Source organism: Alkaliphilus metalliredigens QYMF (assembly GCF_000016985.1).
Classification (GTDB): domain Bacteria; phylum Bacillota; class Clostridia; order Peptostreptococcales; family Natronincolaceae; genus Alkaliphilus_A; species Alkaliphilus_A metalliredigens.
In genome coordinates, this window is the sequence record NC_009633.1 from 3124368 (window position 1) to 3140968 (window position 16601).

Annotated in this window: 16 protein-coding genes; 6 read left to right on the forward strand and 10 right to left on the reverse strand. The window is 37.4% G+C overall.

Annotated features, from left to right (window positions below):
• Window positions 1–39: 39 nt before the first annotated feature.
• The 7 genes from pnpS to AMET_RS15215 form a co-directional block, all read right to left on the reverse strand.
• Window positions 40–1800 carry a two-component system histidine kinase PnpS gene (pnpS, locus tag AMET_RS15185; RefSeq protein WP_012064192.1) on the reverse strand — a complete coding sequence of 587 codons (1761 nt, stop codon included), beginning with the start codon at window positions 1798–1800 and terminating at the stop codon, window positions 40–42.
• An 8-nt stretch (window positions 1801–1808) separates the two neighbouring features.
• Window positions 1809–2519, reverse strand: coding sequence for a response regulator transcription factor (locus tag AMET_RS15190; protein WP_012064193.1), 711 nt, complete (start codon window positions 2517–2519; stop codon window positions 1809–1811).
• A gap of 39 nt (window positions 2520–2558) precedes the next feature.
• The gene (locus AMET_RS15195) at window positions 2559–2810 is read right to left on the reverse strand and encodes a late competence development ComFB family protein (RefSeq protein WP_012064194.1); all 252 of its coding nucleotides are present in this window, start codon (window positions 2808–2810) and stop codon (window positions 2559–2561) included.
• Between the two features lie 308 nt (window positions 2811–3118).
• Window positions 3119–4123, reverse strand: coding sequence for an electron transfer flavoprotein subunit alpha/FixB family protein (locus tag AMET_RS15200; RefSeq protein ID WP_012064195.1), 1005 nt, complete (start codon window positions 4121–4123; stop codon window positions 3119–3121).
• A gap of 28 nt (window positions 4124–4151) precedes the next feature.
• Window positions 4152–4937 carry an electron transfer flavoprotein subunit beta/FixA family protein gene (locus tag AMET_RS15205; RefSeq protein WP_012064196.1) on the reverse strand — a complete coding sequence of 262 codons (786 nt, stop codon included), beginning with the start codon at window positions 4935–4937 and terminating at the stop codon, window positions 4152–4154.
• 14 nt (window positions 4938–4951) lie between these two features.
• On the reverse strand, window positions 4952–6091 hold the full coding sequence (locus tag AMET_RS15210; protein ID WP_012064197.1) for an acyl-CoA dehydrogenase: 1140 nt from the start codon (window positions 6089–6091) through the stop codon (window positions 4952–4954).
• A 55-nt stretch (window positions 6092–6146) separates the two neighbouring features.
• Complete coding sequence (locus AMET_RS15215) at window positions 6147–6560, reverse strand: MaoC family dehydratase (RefSeq protein ID WP_012064198.1); 414 nt, start codon at window positions 6558–6560, stop codon at window positions 6147–6149.
• 545 nt (window positions 6561–7105) lie between these two features.
• Here AMET_RS15215 and AMET_RS27380 point away from each other — a divergent pair.
• The 4 genes from AMET_RS27380 (at window position 7106) to AMET_RS15230 (ending at window position 13298) form a co-directional block, all read left to right on the forward strand.
• Window positions 7106–7222: a hypothetical protein gene (locus tag AMET_RS27380; RefSeq protein WP_198135352.1), complete on the forward strand. Its 117-nt coding sequence runs from the start codon at window positions 7106–7108 to the stop codon at window positions 7220–7222.
• A gap of 241 nt (window positions 7223–7463) precedes the next feature.
• Window positions 7464–7955, forward strand: a complete 492-nt coding sequence (gene nuoE, locus AMET_RS15220; RefSeq protein WP_012064200.1) for an NADH-quinone oxidoreductase subunit NuoE — start codon at window positions 7464–7466, stop codon at window positions 7953–7955.
• Between the two features lie 3 nt (window positions 7956–7958).
• The gene (locus AMET_RS15225; protein ID WP_012064201.1) at window positions 7959–9707 is read left to right on the forward strand and encodes an NADH-quinone oxidoreductase subunit NuoF; all 1749 of its coding nucleotides are present in this window, start codon (window positions 7959–7961) and stop codon (window positions 9705–9707) included.
• 24 nt (window positions 9708–9731) lie between these two features.
• Window positions 9732–13298, forward strand: coding sequence for a molybdopterin-dependent oxidoreductase (locus AMET_RS15230; protein ID WP_041720885.1), 3567 nt, complete (start codon window positions 9732–9734; stop codon window positions 13296–13298).
• A 64-nt stretch (window positions 13299–13362) separates the two neighbouring features.
• On the opposite strand, the gene AMET_RS26935 is transcribed toward AMET_RS15230, so the two are convergent.
• The 3 genes from AMET_RS26935 to AMET_RS15240 form a co-directional block, all read right to left on the reverse strand.
• Window positions 13363–13485, reverse strand: coding sequence for a hypothetical protein (locus AMET_RS26935; protein WP_278184214.1), 123 nt, complete (start codon window positions 13483–13485; stop codon window positions 13363–13365).
• A gap of 229 nt (window positions 13486–13714) precedes the next feature.
• Window positions 13715–14053: a glutaredoxin family protein gene (locus AMET_RS15235; RefSeq protein WP_012064204.1), complete on the reverse strand. Its 339-nt coding sequence runs from the start codon at window positions 14051–14053 to the stop codon at window positions 13715–13717.
• Window positions 14054–14080: 27 nt separating this feature from the next.
• The gene (locus AMET_RS15240; RefSeq protein ID WP_012064205.1) at window positions 14081–14302 is read right to left on the reverse strand and encodes a YdbC family protein; all 222 of its coding nucleotides are present in this window, start codon (window positions 14300–14302) and stop codon (window positions 14081–14083) included.
• Between the two features lie 241 nt (window positions 14303–14543).
• On the opposite strand from AMET_RS15240, the gene AMET_RS15245 reads away from it, so the two are divergent.
• On the forward strand, window positions 14544–15302 hold the full coding sequence (locus AMET_RS15245; protein WP_012064206.1) for a hypothetical protein: 759 nt from the start codon (window positions 14544–14546) through the stop codon (window positions 15300–15302).
• The gene (locus AMET_RS15250; RefSeq protein ID WP_012064207.1) at window positions 15299–16513 is read left to right on the forward strand and encodes a glycosyltransferase family 2 protein; all 1215 of its coding nucleotides are present in this window, start codon (window positions 15299–15301) and stop codon (window positions 16511–16513) included. Before AMET_RS15245 ends, AMET_RS15250 begins: the two co-directional genes overlap by 4 nt.
• The last annotated feature ends 88 nt before the right edge of the window (window positions 16514–16601 follow it).

Sequence of the window (16601 nt, forward strand, 5' to 3'; positions counted from 1 at the left end):
TATAATTATGAAAAAAATTACACATGGACTCTTCAGTATTTATTTACTTGGCAATCGAACCTTAAAATGACTACCTTGATTCAGTTTGCTAGAAACCTCTATTGTCCCTCCAAACTCCGTCACAATATGCTTCACAATAGTCAGTCCTAGTCCAGTTCCCCCCACGTCTCTGCTTCTGGCCTTATCCACTCGATAGAATCTTTCAAATATACGTTCACAATCTTCTTTAGGTATACCGATACCATTATCCATAACCATAATACTGATTTCATTCTGCTCATTCTTTGCCGAAACTTTTATTTGTCCCCCGGTTGGGGTATATTTAATCGCATTTTCGATTAGATTGACCAGCATCTGTTTAAACCAATCGCTATTTCCAAAAAGGGTGTGGACATTCTTTTCTATGTGGGTTTTTAGTTGAATATTTTTTTTAGCTGCAATACCACTCATCATATATTGAACCTCATTGATTAACCCTTCGATATCTAAGACTTCATACTTAGCTAAGCGTTGAATATTCTCTATTTCCGACAGTCTTAATATATCGTTTATTAATCTTTTTAATCGTTCAGTTTCTAGTTCAATAATATTTAGAGCCATTTTCCTGTCTTTTTCGTCTAAGCTCTCCCAAGACTGTAGTGTCTCTACAAATCCGCTAATCAAAGTTAATGGCGTCCTCAGCTCATGGGAAACATTCGCCGCGAATTCACTTTTTAAGGCTTCTAATTTTCTAATTTCAGTGACATCTTGTATTAATAAGAAAACACCTATCACATCATCATTATCATTTTTGTTTTTCATTAAAGAAGACTTTACTTTGACTATTCTTTTATTTTCATCCATGAGTTTCATTTCTTCCTCATAGGACTTTTTATGGATAAATGTATTTTCAATCATCTCATACATTTCGTTATTTTGAATTGCTTTATCCATAGGACTACCTATGACTACATCTTGCTCCACATTCAACAGCTCTCTAGACTCATGATTGATAAGGAGGATCTTCTTATTTAAATCTAATGCAATCACACCATCGGTCATGCCCGTTAACATCGAATCCATTTTAATGTTTTGATCTTTAATTGCACTAATCATTTTTTCAAGTTTCATAGCCATTTTATTAAAGGAGTCTCCCAAATCTTGTAATTCATCATTGGTTTTCACCTTAATTCTCTTCTTAAAATCCCCTTTGGATATAAGCTTAGAGGCTGCTTTTAACTCCTTGATTGGTTTTATTATGCTTCCGATCTGCCAATATCCGATCCCCATGGCCACTACCAATCCAACCATAATGGAGATACTAATATATCTTAAAAATGTCATGTTAAGCTCTAGTATGTCCTCAATATCATCAGATAATCTAATGATCATTTTCCTTCCATCTATATCTATCATAGCCATGGTCAAATAAATGCTATTTTTGCCCGTAGTCTCATCTATTCTCTGTACCGATCTTACTTCCCCTTTTTCCGCAAGAATAAATTCCGGTTTATTTCTCTGATTCACAAACATAATACTATTATCTATGGAATCTGCTAGTACCTGTCCTTTATCATCTATAAAGGTCACCCTTGCCTCTATTTGTCCAGCAAAGTTTTGAACTAACCAAAAATAGTTCCTTTTAGCCTGTAGTTCTTGTTCAAGCATTAGAGAGTCAATAATTAAGTTAGCGTTACTAATCAATTTTTCTTCTTTGTTTTTAATGTAGCTATTTCTAATAAAGCTAAAGGATAATACTCCAGTGATCAATGTACCCACCAACAAAAGGCTAATATAACTAATTAGCAGTTTTCTCTTCATTAGTTCACCTACTTCATTTTATACCCAACGCCTCGAATTGTTTCTATATACTTAGGTGAATCATTATGATCCGATAATTTTTTTCTAATATTTCTAATATGAACGTCAACAATCCTCAAATCTGGTGTACTTTTTTCTCCAGTTACTTCCTCTAGCAGTAAACTTCTTGATAAAACATGCTCTAGACTTTCTGCTAGCTTTTTTAATATTTTAAATTCACTTAAGGTAAACTCGATTATCTCATCTTGTTTTTTTACAATGTGTCGATTAACATCTATTGTAATATCTTGAACTTGAATGATATTGGTGTCAGTAGCAGTTTCAGCGGTAGTAGACTTCGAATCCATCACCCTTCTTAGCACCGTTCGAACTCGAGCTTCCAATTCCCTTAAGCCAAAGGGTTTGGTAATATAATCGTCGGCACCTAAACCTAAGCCTATCACTTTATCAGTCTCTTCACTTTTAGCTGTCAACATAATGATTGGAGTTTGATGTATTCTTTCATCTAATCTAATTCTCCTACACACCTCAAGTCCATCTATATCTGGTAGCATGAGATCCAACAATATTAAATCCGGATTCTGAGTTAATGTTATTTCGATGGCATCCAGACCATTATAGCAGGGAATGATTTCAAAACCACTTCTTGTTAAATTCATTCGAATCAGTTCCACAATATTTTTTTCATCATCTACAACCAAAAGCTTTGTTCTGTTCATGTATAAAATCCTCTCCAAATCCCTTGATAATACATTTGCCTACTCTTCTACACATATCTCCGACACCGCTTCTGTTATCTTGATCAGGGCATCCATTCTCAGGCGCTTATCATATTTATAAGCCAATCGCTCTGCGTCATCCGATGTAGAAAGAAAATATTTTGGTGGCATTTTATTTAGAACAGTTTGGATAACATCATCTTCCCATTTTGCCCAGTTGCAGGAAGGATACATTTGTTTGTTCTCACTTAGCACTTCGCGAATAAGGTGTTCCGTATGGTTTTCTAACATGATATTTCGCTCCCCTCTACACGATCGTATCTTTTCAAAGCAAGTATTTCTCTCCGTTGCTTCTATTTCCTTATTATATATAGTATCTTATCACATTAAATAAACTGAATTCAATACTAAATGTCGGGGGTAACATCTTATACATACTTTAAGTCAATCCATTTTACTGTTATCCATACACAAAAAAGGAACTGAATGCAGTTCCTTTTTGTGTGTTTAATTTAATCTAGGAGACCATCTGAAATCTGTAGAGCTAGAGGAAGCTCTTTTCAAATCAGTCCTTCAGTGAAGATTTGTCATCCTAATCATTAATTTTTAGATTTTCGGATTTCCTCTGTCACAAGGGCTAATATCTTAGAAGCATCACCAACAATACCAAGATCAGCCACATCAAATATTGGTGCATCATGGCTTTTATTGATAGCAATGATCAGTTCTGATTCTTCCATACCTGCAACATGCTGAATTGCTCCTGAAATACCACAAGCAATATATAGATCTGGTCTTACGGTTTTTCCTGTTTGTCCAACTTGTCTCTCTTTGTCTAGCCATCCATTGTCTATGACTGCACGAGACCCCGATACCTCCGCCTTAAGTTCTTCCGAAAGTCTGTATAAAGGTTCCATATTCTCTTTTGAACCCATACCCCTACCGGCTGAGATCAGTATTGTAGCATCTTCTATATTTACTTTCTTTTTATCTTCTTTCACAATTTCAAGGATTTCTATATTTAAGTCAGATGCAACTAATCCTGCATCTAATAAGACAATTTCTCCTTCTTTACTTGTGTCTCTATCTAGCTTCACCATAACGCCAGGTCTAACAGTAGACATCTGAGGTCTATGGTCAGGGCATATGATCGTTGCCATGATATTTCCACCGAAGGCAGGTCTTGTCATAAGCAAATGTCTTGTTTCTTCTTCTACATCTAACACTGTACAATCCGCTGTCAATCCTGTGTGGATTCTTGCGGAAACCCGAGGAGCTAAATCTCTCCCGATGGATGTGGCACCTACTAATACAACCTCAGGCTTTTCCTGATTAATTACTGCAGTTAGGGCCTTTGTATATGGTTCTGTGGCAAAGTTTTCAAGGATTTTATCATCAACAACAATGACCTTCTCAGCCCCATGGTATATTAGTTCCTGAGCTAATCCCGTAATATCATTTCCCATGATTACTGCGCTCAATCCTTCTCCAAGCTTATCTGCAATCTCTTTTCCCTTACCTAATAACTCAAGAGAAACCTTTTGGATTTCTTTATCTCTCTGTTCGATATATACTAAAACACCTTTGTAATCTACTAAGCTCACGAATCTCCCTCCAATCATGTATCAAAATTTATGAAATAATATACTTTTCCTTTAATTTGTCTACGATTATCTTAGCTGCTTCTTTAGGCTCTACATTGAATATTTTTCCTGCAGTTTTAGCCCCTTTAGTGAAGGACTTTTTAACCTTAGTAGGCGATCCACTAAGTCCTAAGTTGGCATGATCAACAACGATATCATTCACTGACCATTTTTCCACTTTACCTTCTTGAAACGCATCATATATACCTGAAACTCTCATATATCTGGATTCATTCATCTCTTTTAATGTTGTAATCAAGCAAGGAGTCTGGACTTTTATTTTGTGATAGCCATCTTCAAATGCCCTCTTAACGATAATGAATTTATCTCCAATTTCTAGACCATCTACATATGTGATAGATGGGATATTTAAATGCTCTGCAATCTGAGGTCCAACCTGAGCGGTATCTCCATCAATTGCTTGTCTTCCTGCTATGATGACATCGTACTCCATTTTCTTCAGGGCACCTGCCAGAGCTGAAGAGGTGGCCCAAGTGTCAGCGCCAGCAAAGGCTCTATCAGTTAAAAGAATAGCGCGGTCTGCTCCCATGGCGATGGCTTCTCTTAAGGCTGCATCTGCTTGAGGTGGACCCATGGTAATCACAGTTACGTCAGCTCCATGCTCATCTTTTAATCTTAGTGCTGCTTCAAGACCGCTTTTATCATCGGGGTTGATGATTGATGGCACCCCTTCACGAATAAGGGTTCCTGTTTTAGGATCTAATTTCACTTCCGTTGTATCCGGAACTTGTTTTATACAAACAACTATCTTCATCGTGTAACCTCCTTCTATTTCAGTAAGTTTGCTGCAATTACCATTTTTTGCACTTCTGAAGTACCTTCATATATCTCTGTAATCTTTGCATCTCTCATCATTCTCTCAACTGGATAGTCTCTGATATATCCGTATCCACCATGGAGCTGAACTGCTTTAGTGGTTACTTCCATTGCTGCTTCCGAAGCAAATAGCTTCGCCATTGCGGCTTCATTGGCATATGGAAGTCCCATATCTTTATTATAGGCTGCTTTATAAACTAACAGTCTAGCCGCCTCAATCTTTGATGACATGTCAGCTAGTTGAAATTGTGTGTTTTGAAAAGCTGATATTGGTCTTCCAAATTGTCTTCGCTCTTTAACATAGTTCACTGTTTCATCTAAGGCGCCTTGGGCAATTCCTAAGGCTTGTGCAGCAATACCAATTCTTCCCCCATCAAGGGTTTTCATAGCGATTTTAAATCCAAAGCCTTCTTTTCCAATTATGTTTTCTTTTGGTATTCTACAGTCATCGAAGATAAGCTCGCAGGTAGACGATCCTCTGATTCCTAACTTCTTTTCCTTAGGTCCTATTGTAAAGCCCTCTGTATCAACATCAACGATAAAAGCTGATATTCCTTTTGTTCCTACTGATTTATCTGTCATTGCCATAATGATATAGGTATGAGCATAGCCTGCATTTGTAATGAATATTTTTGAGCCGTTGAGTATATAATGGTCCCCATCCAATACTGCAGTTGTTGTCTGTGCAGAAGCATCAGTTCCTGCATTGGGCTCTGTTAGACCGAAGGCTCCTAGTTTTTCTCCCTTTGCAAGGGGAATCAGATATTTTTGTTTTTGTTCCTCTGTTCCAAACTCAAAAATCGGATGAGCGCCTAAAGAAACATGGGCAGATAAAATGACCCCAGTTGTTCCACAAGCTCTTGAAAGTTCCTCGACAGCTATTGCATATCCAATATTGTCTCCACCTTCTCCACCATATTTTTTAGGGAATGGGATACCCATAAATCCTGCCTTAACCATCTTTTCGACAGTCTCCACAGGGAAACGCTCCTCTTCATCTATCTCTGCCGCTAAGGGCTTCACTTCGTTTTCAGCAAATTCCCGGTACATTTGTTTAAGCATCTTATGCTCTTTTGAAAATCCAAATTCCATGTTATATCCTCCTTCGTTAATTATTTATTTAACAACCAATTGCAATTTTTTTGATTTATCTAGGTGGCATAACAGTGGCATATCCTTCTAGCACCACAATACCGCTTTGGTTGGTACAAACTGTTTTAAGTTTTAACATTTTCTCTTTAATGATTTCAACAACCTCAACTTCAGCTGTAATCGTATCTCCAAACCTTACAGGCGCAGTAAATTTCAGTTCTTGTCCTATATAAATGGTTCCAGGTCCCGGTAAATACATACCAAGTACTGCGGAGATCAGTCCTGCTGTAAGCATTCCATGAGCGATTCTTCCTTTAAATACAGAGCTTTTAGCCACTTCTTCATTCATGTGTGCAGGGTTCAAGTCTCCCGTAAGCCCAGCATAAAGATAAACATCAGATTCGGATATGGTCCTAGCTATAGATGCCTTATCCCCTATTTTAATTTCATTTATTGTTTTTCCTTTCATAATGGCTCCTCCTTTTTTATGATCACTCTACAAGATTATATATGTGCAAAACTCATGCCATATTTTTAACAATGTACATATTTTTTTTGAAATCCTTCGATTTAGTCTGCATTTTGTGTTTGTGTTGTTATTTTTTTATCACTTTCTATCTCCAGTGATATGCATTTTTCACCTAGTATACTCTGTTTCTCTACCTTTATACAAAATTAGTCAATATTTATTATTTTTAAAATATAATTCATAAGATTGAATACCAGTTGCTCGATTCTTGTGGAGTTAGTCATTTTACTTTGATTTTTGTTCAAATTATGTACAGTTATTTTAGATGTAAATTGAATTTCATATGGACTCACAGGCTTTGGGGCCACGATGCCACAGTGTCCAATGATTGAACATTACCTTTTACTTAACATATTTCCTTCATCATATTGCTCCCAATTGTACTTTTACATCACTCTTAAATTAAATCCATTATAAAATATCAATAACCAGTCTATTATACCATAATTTATACTCTATTTAACATTTAGTCTCTACATATACACTTGTGCCAGGTCCTTACATTAGAATACTTCCAAGTAAAGATCAATAAACTTTACAAAAACTATGTTTATCCGCTACCCCTCACCTATGCTGTGATGGTTGCTATTTATGTGGTATGAATTTTTCAGTTCCTGATTCCTCTCTTTTATGCCCCTTTTATTTGCCTCCTCATGGCCCATCCCTAGTGCACAAAACGGAGTCCCTTTGTGCTGATATTCTTGATTCACAGATACGCCGACTTAACTTAATAAAAGTAAGATTTAACTCCCAGTCAAGTTTCATTTTATGTTATGATTGACTAGTATTATTAGTTTGTTAGATGTCAATTTTTTGAACAATACAAGAAAAGGAGGTATCTCTATGTTATGCTGTAAGGAAAATGGAGATAAAATTGATGAAATTATTGAAAGACATCGTCACAACCCAGGAAGTATTATCCCTATATTACAAGAAATTCAAGAGGTTTTCAATTACTTACCAAAGGATATATTAGCCGTGATTGCTGAGAAAACAGATATATCACCTGCTAAAATCTACGGTGTAGCTACATTTTACAAACAATTTCGTCTAAAACCCGTTGGAAATTATTTAATATTACTATGCCAGGGAACTGCATGTCATGTAAATGGTTCAAAAAAAATAGAGGAAACTTTATATAATGAGTTGAAAATCAGGGATGGTGAAACAACGGAGGATGGATTGTTTACATTAAATAATGTTGCTTGCCTTGGATGCTGTAGCCTATCACCTGTTATGATGATTAATGAAGAAACCTATGGTAGTCTGGTGCCAGAGCAGGTCATCAAAATCATTACAGAACTAAAAAACCAAGCAAATAGACAGGTGGTGTAGAGAATGAAAGTTATTGTTGGACTTGGTAGCTGCGGTATTGCTGCAGGAGCCCAGAAGGTTTATAAGGAAATCGAAAATCAATTGAAAGTCTACGGTTCAAACAGTCCCGTAGGGTCTGTAGGGTGTATTGGCATGTGCTATTTAGAGCCCATTATTGAGTTTCTAAGTGATGATGGTGAAAAATATACCTATACAAAGGTGACTCCCAATATCGTAGCTGAAATCGTAGAAGGTATATTAGAAGGTCAACCTTCTCAAAATCATCTTATCAACCCTGCAGAGTGGAATAAATTACGTAAGCAAAAGAGAATTGCGTTAAAAAATTGTGGTTTGATTGACCCTCAAAATATCCATCACTATATTGACCAAAATGGCTATGAGGCCATCAAAAAATGCATAGGAGAAATGACACCAGCAGAAGTCATTGAAGAAATTAAGGTTTCCAACATAAGAGGAAGAGGTGGCGCTGGCTTTCCAACATGGTTTAAATGGAATGCCGCTATGCAGAGCAATGAATATCCCAAATACATTGTTTGTAATGCTGATGAGGGAGATCCAGGTGCCTTTATGGATAGAAGTATATTGGAGGGGGATCCCCACGCTATTATCGAGGGTATGATGATTGCTGCCTATGCAATTGGTGCTCAATATGGGGTTGTTTATGTACGGGCAGAATATCCGCTGGCTATTGAACGACTTCAAAAGGCGATTTTACAGGCTAAGGAGTTGAATTTATTAGGTGATCATATTTTCAATAGTCAATTCCAATTTGATATCAAGGTCAAAGCAGGAGCAGGTGCATTTGTGTGCGGAGAGGAAACAGCCTTAATCGCTTCCCTTGAAGGGGAGCGGGGTATGCCCCGACTCAAACCTCCCTTTCCTGCTGAAAAAGGACTATGGCAAAAGCCTACTAATATTAACAATGTTGAAACTTTCGCCAACATTCCTTGGATTATTAACCAGGGTGGAAAAGCATTTGCTGATATTGGAGTCAATAATAGTCAAGGCACCAAGGTCTTTGCACTTACAGGAAAGATACGAGATGGTGGTTTAGTGGAGGTTCCCATGGGAACCTCTCTACAGGAAATTATTTTTGATATAGGTGGCGGTATCCTTAATGATAGAGATTTTAAAGCTTTACAATTAGGTGGTCCCTCCGGCGGCTGCGTACCCAATGCCTTGCTAGATACCATAGTAGATTATGAGTCCGTCACCAAAACCGGAGCAATCATGGGATCTGGAGGAATGGTCGTCATGGATGACACCACCTGCATGGTGGATATGGCGAAGTTCTTCTTGGACTTCACCTGTAAGGAGTCCTGTGGAAAATGTATCCATTGTCGCTTGGGAACAAAGCGCATGCTAGAGATCCTTACCCGTATTACAGAGGGCCATGGACAAACAGGGGATATAGAGCTACTAGAGGAACTTGGTTCTGGTATTAAAGAAGGCTCCCTCTGTGGCTTGGGCCAAACAGCACCAAATCCAGTTTTAAGTACCATTAAGTACTTCCGAGAAGAATATGAAAAGCATATTATAGACAAAACCTGTCCTGCAAAGCAATGCAAAGCACTACTTACCCATAATATACTAGAAGAAAAGTGCATTAATTGTGGCTTATGTCTTAGAAAGTGTCGTTTAGACGCTATTATAAGGGAAAATCATGGCGCACACAGGATTCAGACTGAGAAATGTATCCAATGTGGTGTATGCCTTGATGCATGCCCTGTTAACGCTGTCACAGTGGTTTAAAATTTTACTTTGAGAGGAATGCTTATGATGGATATAAGAATGAATATAAATGGCAGGGAAATAGTAGCACAAAATGATATGACCATTTTAGAGGCTGCTATTCAAAATAATATTGATATACCTACCCTTTGTCATGATAAAAAATTAGAAACCTATGGCTCATGTGGTCTTTGTGTGGTAGAAATAGTCGGATCACCAAAACTGCTACGAGCCTGTGCCACTAAAATCCAAAGTGGTATGCTTGTCCGAACCAAAACAGAAAGAGTAAAAAAGTCTAGAAAGCTAGCATTAGAGCTGTTACTTTCGGACCATTCAGGTGACTGTCGTCCTCCCTGTATTACGGCTTGTCCAGGAAATACAGACTGTCAAGGCTATGTAGGACTGATCGCTAATGGCAAACATGAAGAGGCCTTAAAGCTTATCAAGGAACAATTACCTTTACCTGCTAGTATTGGAAGAGTTTGCCCCCATCCTTGTGAAACTGCTTGTAGAAGAGGTTTATTAGATGAGCCTGTCTCTATTGCTTGGTTGAAGCGATTTGTGGCAGATATTGATCTAAAGAATAACGATGTATTTATGCCGGCAATCCAACCTTCAACAGGAAAACGTGTGGCAGTAATCGGAGGAGGCCCTGGGGGACTAACTGCAGCATATTATCTTGCTCAAAAGGGACATAATGTCGTCATTTATGAGGCTATGCCTCAAATGGGTGGTATGCTACGTTATGGTATCCCACAATATAGATTACCCAAAGAGGTTTTGAATGAAGAGATTAATGTCATTAAGAAAATGGGCGTTAAAATGCTGACTGGTATTAAAGTAGGAAAAGATGTTGCCTTTGATCATATTCAAGCAGACTTTGATGCTGTCTATATCTCTATCGGTGCATGGATTAGTCCTGGTATGAACTGTCCTGGTGAGGATTTAGAGGGTGTGATTGGGGGAATTAACTTCTTAGCAAAGTTCTCCATGAATGAACCCATCAGAACTGGAGATCGTATTGCTGTAATTGGTGGTGGTAATACCGCCATGGATGCCTGTAGAACCAGTATTAGACTAGGTGCAAAGGAAGTAACTGCCCTATATCGAAGAACAAAGGAAGAAATGCCAGCAGAAAGGATTGAGATTTCAGAAGCAGAAGAAGAAGGCATTGCATTTAAGTTTCTAGTAAGCCCCATTGAAATCTTAGAAAAAAACGGTAGAGTAGCTGGTGTACGACTTCAAAAAATGCAACTAGGGGAGCCGGACAGCTCTGGACGTAGACAGCCGATACCGATTGAGGGGGAAGAGGAAATTCTTGAGGTGGATTCTGTCATTATCTCTATTGGTCAAGGGGTAGATACGACAGGATTAAATGAAATTGCCCTTACAAAAAGAGGTATGATTGAAATTGATCCCAACTCTTATCAGACCAATATCCCTGGGGTTTTTGCAGGAGGAGATGCCGTCACCACCAGTGATCGTGTGGCTATCAAGTCTGTTGGGGATGCAAAGAAAGCCACAGGCGTTATTCATGCTTATCTCCAGGGAGAAGGCATACCCTATAAAAAACCGATCTATGTAGAACAAGAAAAAACAAAAGAGGATTTTATACAGCAGGATAGAATAAAGAGGCCTCCGATGCCTCACTTAAGCCCTACACATAGAAGTGATTCCTTTGAAGAGGTTGTAATTGGATATAGTGTAGAAGCTGCTAGAGCAGATGCAGAGAGGTGTCTTGAGTGTGGTTGTCATGATTATTTTGAATGTAAGCTTGTAACCTATGCCAATGAATATGAGGCCTCTCCTAAAAGCTTTACAGGAGAAATCCACCATCGTCAATCTGATGATGGCCATCCATTCATCATTCGAGATGCAGATAAATGTATCCTCTGTGGTCTATGTGTTAGAACATGTCAGGAGGTTATAGGGGTAGGAGCATTGGGTCTGGTGGATCGAGGCTTTGATACAATTATCATGCCTGGGTTAGACTTACCTTTAAAGGAAACTGACTGTATTTCCTGTGGACAATGTGTCACGGTTTGCCCTACTGGCGCACTACAGGAAAGGCTTATGATCCATAAATCAGTTCCGCTTAGGCCCAAAAAAACCGAGACCGTTTGTTCCTATTGTAGTGTAGGGTGTAAAACCAATCTAAATACGGTGGACTCTCTATTGGTGAAATCACTTCCTGTTAATACAAATTCCTCAGAGGATGGCCTACTTTGTGTTAAAGGGCGATTCGGTTTCAATATTTCACAAAGCCCTGAAAGATTAACGAGTCCACTGATCAAAGAAGATGGTGCTTTCAAAGAAGTTTCATGGGAAGAAGCACTATTATATACCGCAAAAAAAGCCCAGAGCTTGGCCTTACTATACGGTAGCAAATCATTAGCCTTATGTCTGTCGGATCGGTATACCAATGAAGAGATTTTCTTAGCAACACAATTTGGTGAAAAAGTTTTAAAAACCAATAATATTAGCTCTTTTAACAGTAAATCAGGTGGTATTATGAATGTACTTGGTTATGATGCCTCCAGTAATACCTTTGACGAATTACTCTCTACGGAAACCATTGTCGTGGTTGGAACGGATTTCATGAAGGATCATACAATCATTGGTCTTAAAATCAAAGAAGCTGCAAAGGCTGGGGCCAAAATAATCCTTATCAATCCATTTCCATCCCTCTTAGACCAGTGGGCAGACCTGACAGTGGATAGTAAGGATGACATTCACTTTTTAAAGGAAATTCAAAAATCACTGATTGACCTAGGATGTCACCCAAATAACACCCATGGCTTTGACGAGGTGAAACAAGAGCTTGAAGCCATCACCCCAGGTGAAACTGCCATGGAGGTCGCCTCGATTTACAAAAATTCAAAGAAAGCAATCATTGTCTTTGGACAAAATAGTATTACCGAGGATGCAGCTAGATGTATTGCCAACATCAGTGTTATTTCAGGACACATTGGCAGACCACACAGTGGTATTATTCAACTAAAGCCTCAAAATAACAGTCAAGGGCTACGGGATATTGGTATCAAAACAGAGATTGATACAATCAAAGCACAAATAGAAAATAAAAGTATCAAAGGTTTACTTCTATTTGGAGAAGATGTGAAGGATACAGATTTAAGTGGTCTTGATTTTTTCATGGTACAGGATGTCTTTTTAACTGAAACTGCACAAATGGCTGATGTGGTATTCCCTGGTGCTGCCCCATTAGAGTCGAGGGGTACTTACACCAATAGCGAAAGAAAAATACAGCAGTGCCATCAAGTAATCCAGCCTGACCACGCTTATGAAAACTGGCAACTGATTATTGAGCTGGCCAATGCCCTTAGTACAAATATGTTTTATGATAATCCTGTGGCTATACTAAATGAGATTACTGCAACCCATCCTGAGTACTTTAAAAGAAATACAGATGGTGCCTCCAAATTTTGGCCAGTAACAGGCTCACCGGTATTATATGAATATGGCTTTGGCTTTCCCGATAAGAAGGCGTTTCTAAGAAAAGTAGGAAATGGTCCTATTTTTACAGAGCAACAAACGACAAATGATTTAGCCCATCGTTTTATGGAGAAATTAACAATACACGGACTTGTATAGTTAATGTGGCCTTTCAAATTTATTAATAAAATCAGCGATTCACTTTAAAAGAATCCTCTTTTACCTAATTAGATAAAAGAGGATTCTTCATTTCATCAATTGCTTGCTGTAGCTTATGTTTAGAGGTCTCTAAATCCCCTGTAAAATGGTCTTTAATGATCAATCCCTCAGTATTCAACATAATCATATGACCCATCACTCCTCTTCATGCACTAGCTTAGCTAACTTGATGTTGTTTTGATCTTATATGTCTTGGCTACCCCATCCTTGCTTACGCTATGCTGTATAATTCAATCACCTTACAGACTGATTTAGTGATATGATTCTTTTTCTCTCGATTCATTTTATTTAATAAAATCATGAGTCCTTCAGTATTAAGAACTGATATTGACTCATGATTTTTATTATGTATATCATTAGGTTGATTTAATAAACTGACTACTACAATGAGGGCATGTGACTCTGATCCTTCCTTTATTTTTAGGAATTCTCATTCTCACATTACATTTTTCACAGTTGCTCACTATATAATCTAATAATGCTTCAATTCTTTGCTTATCTAGCCCAACAACCACTTCATCTCCAATTAAAAAGGCTGGTACACCTTGTAATTTTCTCCGCGAAAACTCCGCCCCGGCCATTGGATCCTCATTGACATCCTTTTCCTCAAACATAATCCCTCTACTCAAAAGAAACTCTTTTGCAGTCCGACAGTGGGGTCATGTTTTACTGGTAAAAACGATGACTTTCTTCATTTTTACACATCCTTTCACCTACATCGATTATAACTCCATCTCATTTAAAATTGCTTTCAGTTTTTTTAATTCCTCGTGACTTAAAGTAATTCCCTTACCCATCTTGGAATGCTCTGGAGCCCAATCCCTTATGTCATATTTAGGATCCCTGCCATTCCAACTGATTAAATTTAATTCCTTTGTCCAGCCTTTGCTAGAGTCCCCTAAGGTTCCAATGTTCTCTTGAATTTCATATTTAATTTCTGCCATGATTTCACTCCTTTGGTGTTTTAGTCATATTCTTCTATTTTACTACCCAATATTCCTGCTATTTTACTCGAAACAGAATGTTCTAAATCCTATGTATTTGATGGCCCACATATTACCTATAGAAAGTAATGCCTATCTATCATATTATAAGCTATATATAAGCTTATTTAAATCATAAGCTTTTATAGACTTTAAATCAACTATCAATCCAACTTTTTAATTTACTAAAGGAGCAATAAAAATGAAGAGACAGCAGTGGTTAACTTTTGCTCAAATAGGACAACTTATTCTTTTTTTTATTACGATTTCATATTTCTTACCATCAGATTATGCACCTTATTTTATAGGTCAATATATTGTTTTAATCATTTCATTCACATTTTTATCTCAAAGTAAGAGTTTTATTTTATTAATCACATATACGATGGTTACTGGGGTTACTTTTCTCTTTATTGGTTTTATAAGGGAGTGGGAGGCTTCACTTCAATGGAGGGCAATTTTATATCACTTTATTCTAACTTCAAATGCGGCAATTTCATATAGTTCAGCCTATTTTTCTCGCCAACTCCAGGAGAATAATGCTTTTTTAAGTAAAAGAATTAATGAATTGTTAAATTATGTGGGAGATTCGGGATTGTTAACAAAGCAGGAGTTTGAAAAACGAAGTAAGTTAATTAAAAAAGCCATGGCCCGTCGCCATGAACAAGGATATCAAATATACTTTTCTTTAGAAAAAATTAATCCCTATACCCAAAAGTCAGCCTTTGATACCTTAACAAATTTGGCAGTGACAGTCTTTAGAAGTGAATATGACCTAGTAGGCAAATGGAATGATCATTCATTTGTTCTATTGCTTCAAAATACCGATGAACCAGGAATGGAAATTTCTTTAAATCGTTATTTCTCTACGGTCACCTCAAGAATGAATTTAAAGGAAAGTGACTTTGTTATTAAAATAGAAGCCATAGGACATTCCCAAGGGCAGGTGATTACCATATGAGAACACTACTTCTTATGAATTTTTTAGTCTTTTCAATAATTATCATATACTACTCTATACTAACAGTATTTGGTTTATATTATCGAGCTAAAGATCAATCATCTAATCCTTTAAAAGATTATCCCAGTGTAGATATTTTGATACCAGCCCATAATGAAGCGAAAGTAATCAAAAAAACCTTAGAAGCCATGGTGAAGTTAGATTATCCGGGCACAATACAGATCTATCTTTTGAACGATCAATCTCAGGATGACACAGGAGATATTGCAGAAGCCTTTGCTAATACATACACTAATATACATCATATCAGGGTTCCCGATGGTCAACCCAAGGGGAAATCAAGGGTTTTAAATTATGGCCTCAGTATTTCTAAGTCTAAATACTTCGTTGTCTATGATGCAGATAATCAACCGGAGCCCCTTTCTTTAAAATTATTAGTAGAAGCTGCGGAAAACACACAAAACGCCGCAGGGGCAGTGGGTTACGTCAGAACAGTTAATGCAGACAAAAATATTTTGACACGAATGATCTCTTTGGAGTTTCAAGTATTTCAATTGTTAATGCAATCAGGAAGGTGGTTTTTGTTTAAAACCGGTTCCTTGACAGGAACAAATATGTTGGTAAAACGCTCTACCCTAGATTTAGTCGGTGAATATGATGTTTATGCCCTAGCAGAAGATGCAGAGCTTACCCTACGAATTACTAATATAGGACAACGACTACCCATTGTCCCCGAAGCCATCACCTGGGAGCAAGAGCCTGAAGAATTAAAGGTCCTGATCAAGCAAAGAACAAGGTGGTTACAAGGGAACCTATATTTATTAGAAAAAATGTTCACCTCATTTGAGTACTATAAAAGAAGGATGCTGGTTCATAGTCTCCAACAGATTTTAGTTTATGTGGTCTTCCTCATATTTTTAATGATTTCACATGGTTGGTTTATAGCAGGTATTTTAGGATATTCCAGTACCACTATACAGATGCCCCTTTTACTTACTTGGTATGTTTCTTATCTGGTTTATACCTCCCAGTTACTTAGCGCACAGGTTGTTGAAAAAACCGCCTCCCCTATTAATATGTTCATTGGGTTCATATCGTACTTTACCTATTCCCAGCTTTTTATATTCCTTTTTTTCAGAAGCTTATTTTACTATATTAGGGCAAGAAAGAAAGGAGAGATTATCTGTTGGGATAAAACAATTCGATTCTAATAATAAAACTCCCCTCATAATAAATAGTTATATTATTTTAACTGTCTATTATAAGGGGTGCCTATCAATAATGACGCTTTTCTCAGAT

What these genes read in the sequence shown, in the direction of transcription:
- AMET_RS15240 (WP_012064205.1), bottom strand. Translation starts at nt 14,302, where the DNA reads ATGGCAGAAATTAAATATGAAATTCAAGAGAACATTGGAACCTTAGGG.
- AMET_RS15210 (WP_012064197.1), bottom strand. Translation starts at nt 6,091, where the DNA reads ATGGAATTTGGATTTTCAAAAGAGCATAAGATGCTTAAACAAATGTAC.
- AMET_RS15250 (WP_012064207.1), top strand. Translation starts at nt 15,299, where the DNA reads ATGAGAACACTACTTCTTATGAATTTTTTAGTCTTTTCAATAATTATC.
- AMET_RS15245 (WP_012064206.1), top strand. Translation starts at nt 14,544, where the DNA reads ATGAAGAGACAGCAGTGGTTAACTTTTGCTCAAATAGGACAACTTATT.
- AMET_RS15215 (WP_012064198.1), bottom strand. Translation starts at nt 6,560, where the DNA reads ATGAAAGGAAAAACAATAAATGAAATTAAAATAGGGGATAAGGCATCT.
- AMET_RS15225 (WP_012064201.1), top strand. Translation starts at nt 7,959, where the DNA reads ATGAAAGTTATTGTTGGACTTGGTAGCTGCGGTATTGCTGCAGGAGCC.
- pnpS (WP_012064192.1), bottom strand. Translation starts at nt 1,800, where the DNA reads ATGAAGAGAAAACTGCTAATTAGTTATATTAGCCTTTTGTTGGTGGGT.
- AMET_RS26935 (WP_278184214.1), bottom strand. Translation starts at nt 13,485, where the DNA reads ATGATTATGTTGAATACTGAGGGATTGATCATTAAAGACCATTTTACA.
- AMET_RS15195 (WP_012064194.1), bottom strand. Translation starts at nt 2,810, where the DNA reads ATGTTAGAAAACCATACGGAACACCTTATTCGCGAAGTGCTAAGTGAG.
- AMET_RS15205 (WP_012064196.1), bottom strand. Translation starts at nt 4,937, where the DNA reads ATGAAGATAGTTGTTTGTATAAAACAAGTTCCGGATACAACGGAAGTG.
- nuoE (WP_012064200.1), top strand. Translation starts at nt 7,464, where the DNA reads ATGTTATGCTGTAAGGAAAATGGAGATAAAATTGATGAAATTATTGAA.
- AMET_RS15190 (WP_012064193.1), bottom strand. Translation starts at nt 2,519, where the DNA reads ATGAACAGAACAAAGCTTTTGGTTGTAGATGATGAAAAAAATATTGTG.
- AMET_RS15230 (WP_041720885.1), top strand. Translation starts at nt 9,732, where the DNA reads ATGATGGATATAAGAATGAATATAAATGGCAGGGAAATAGTAGCACAA.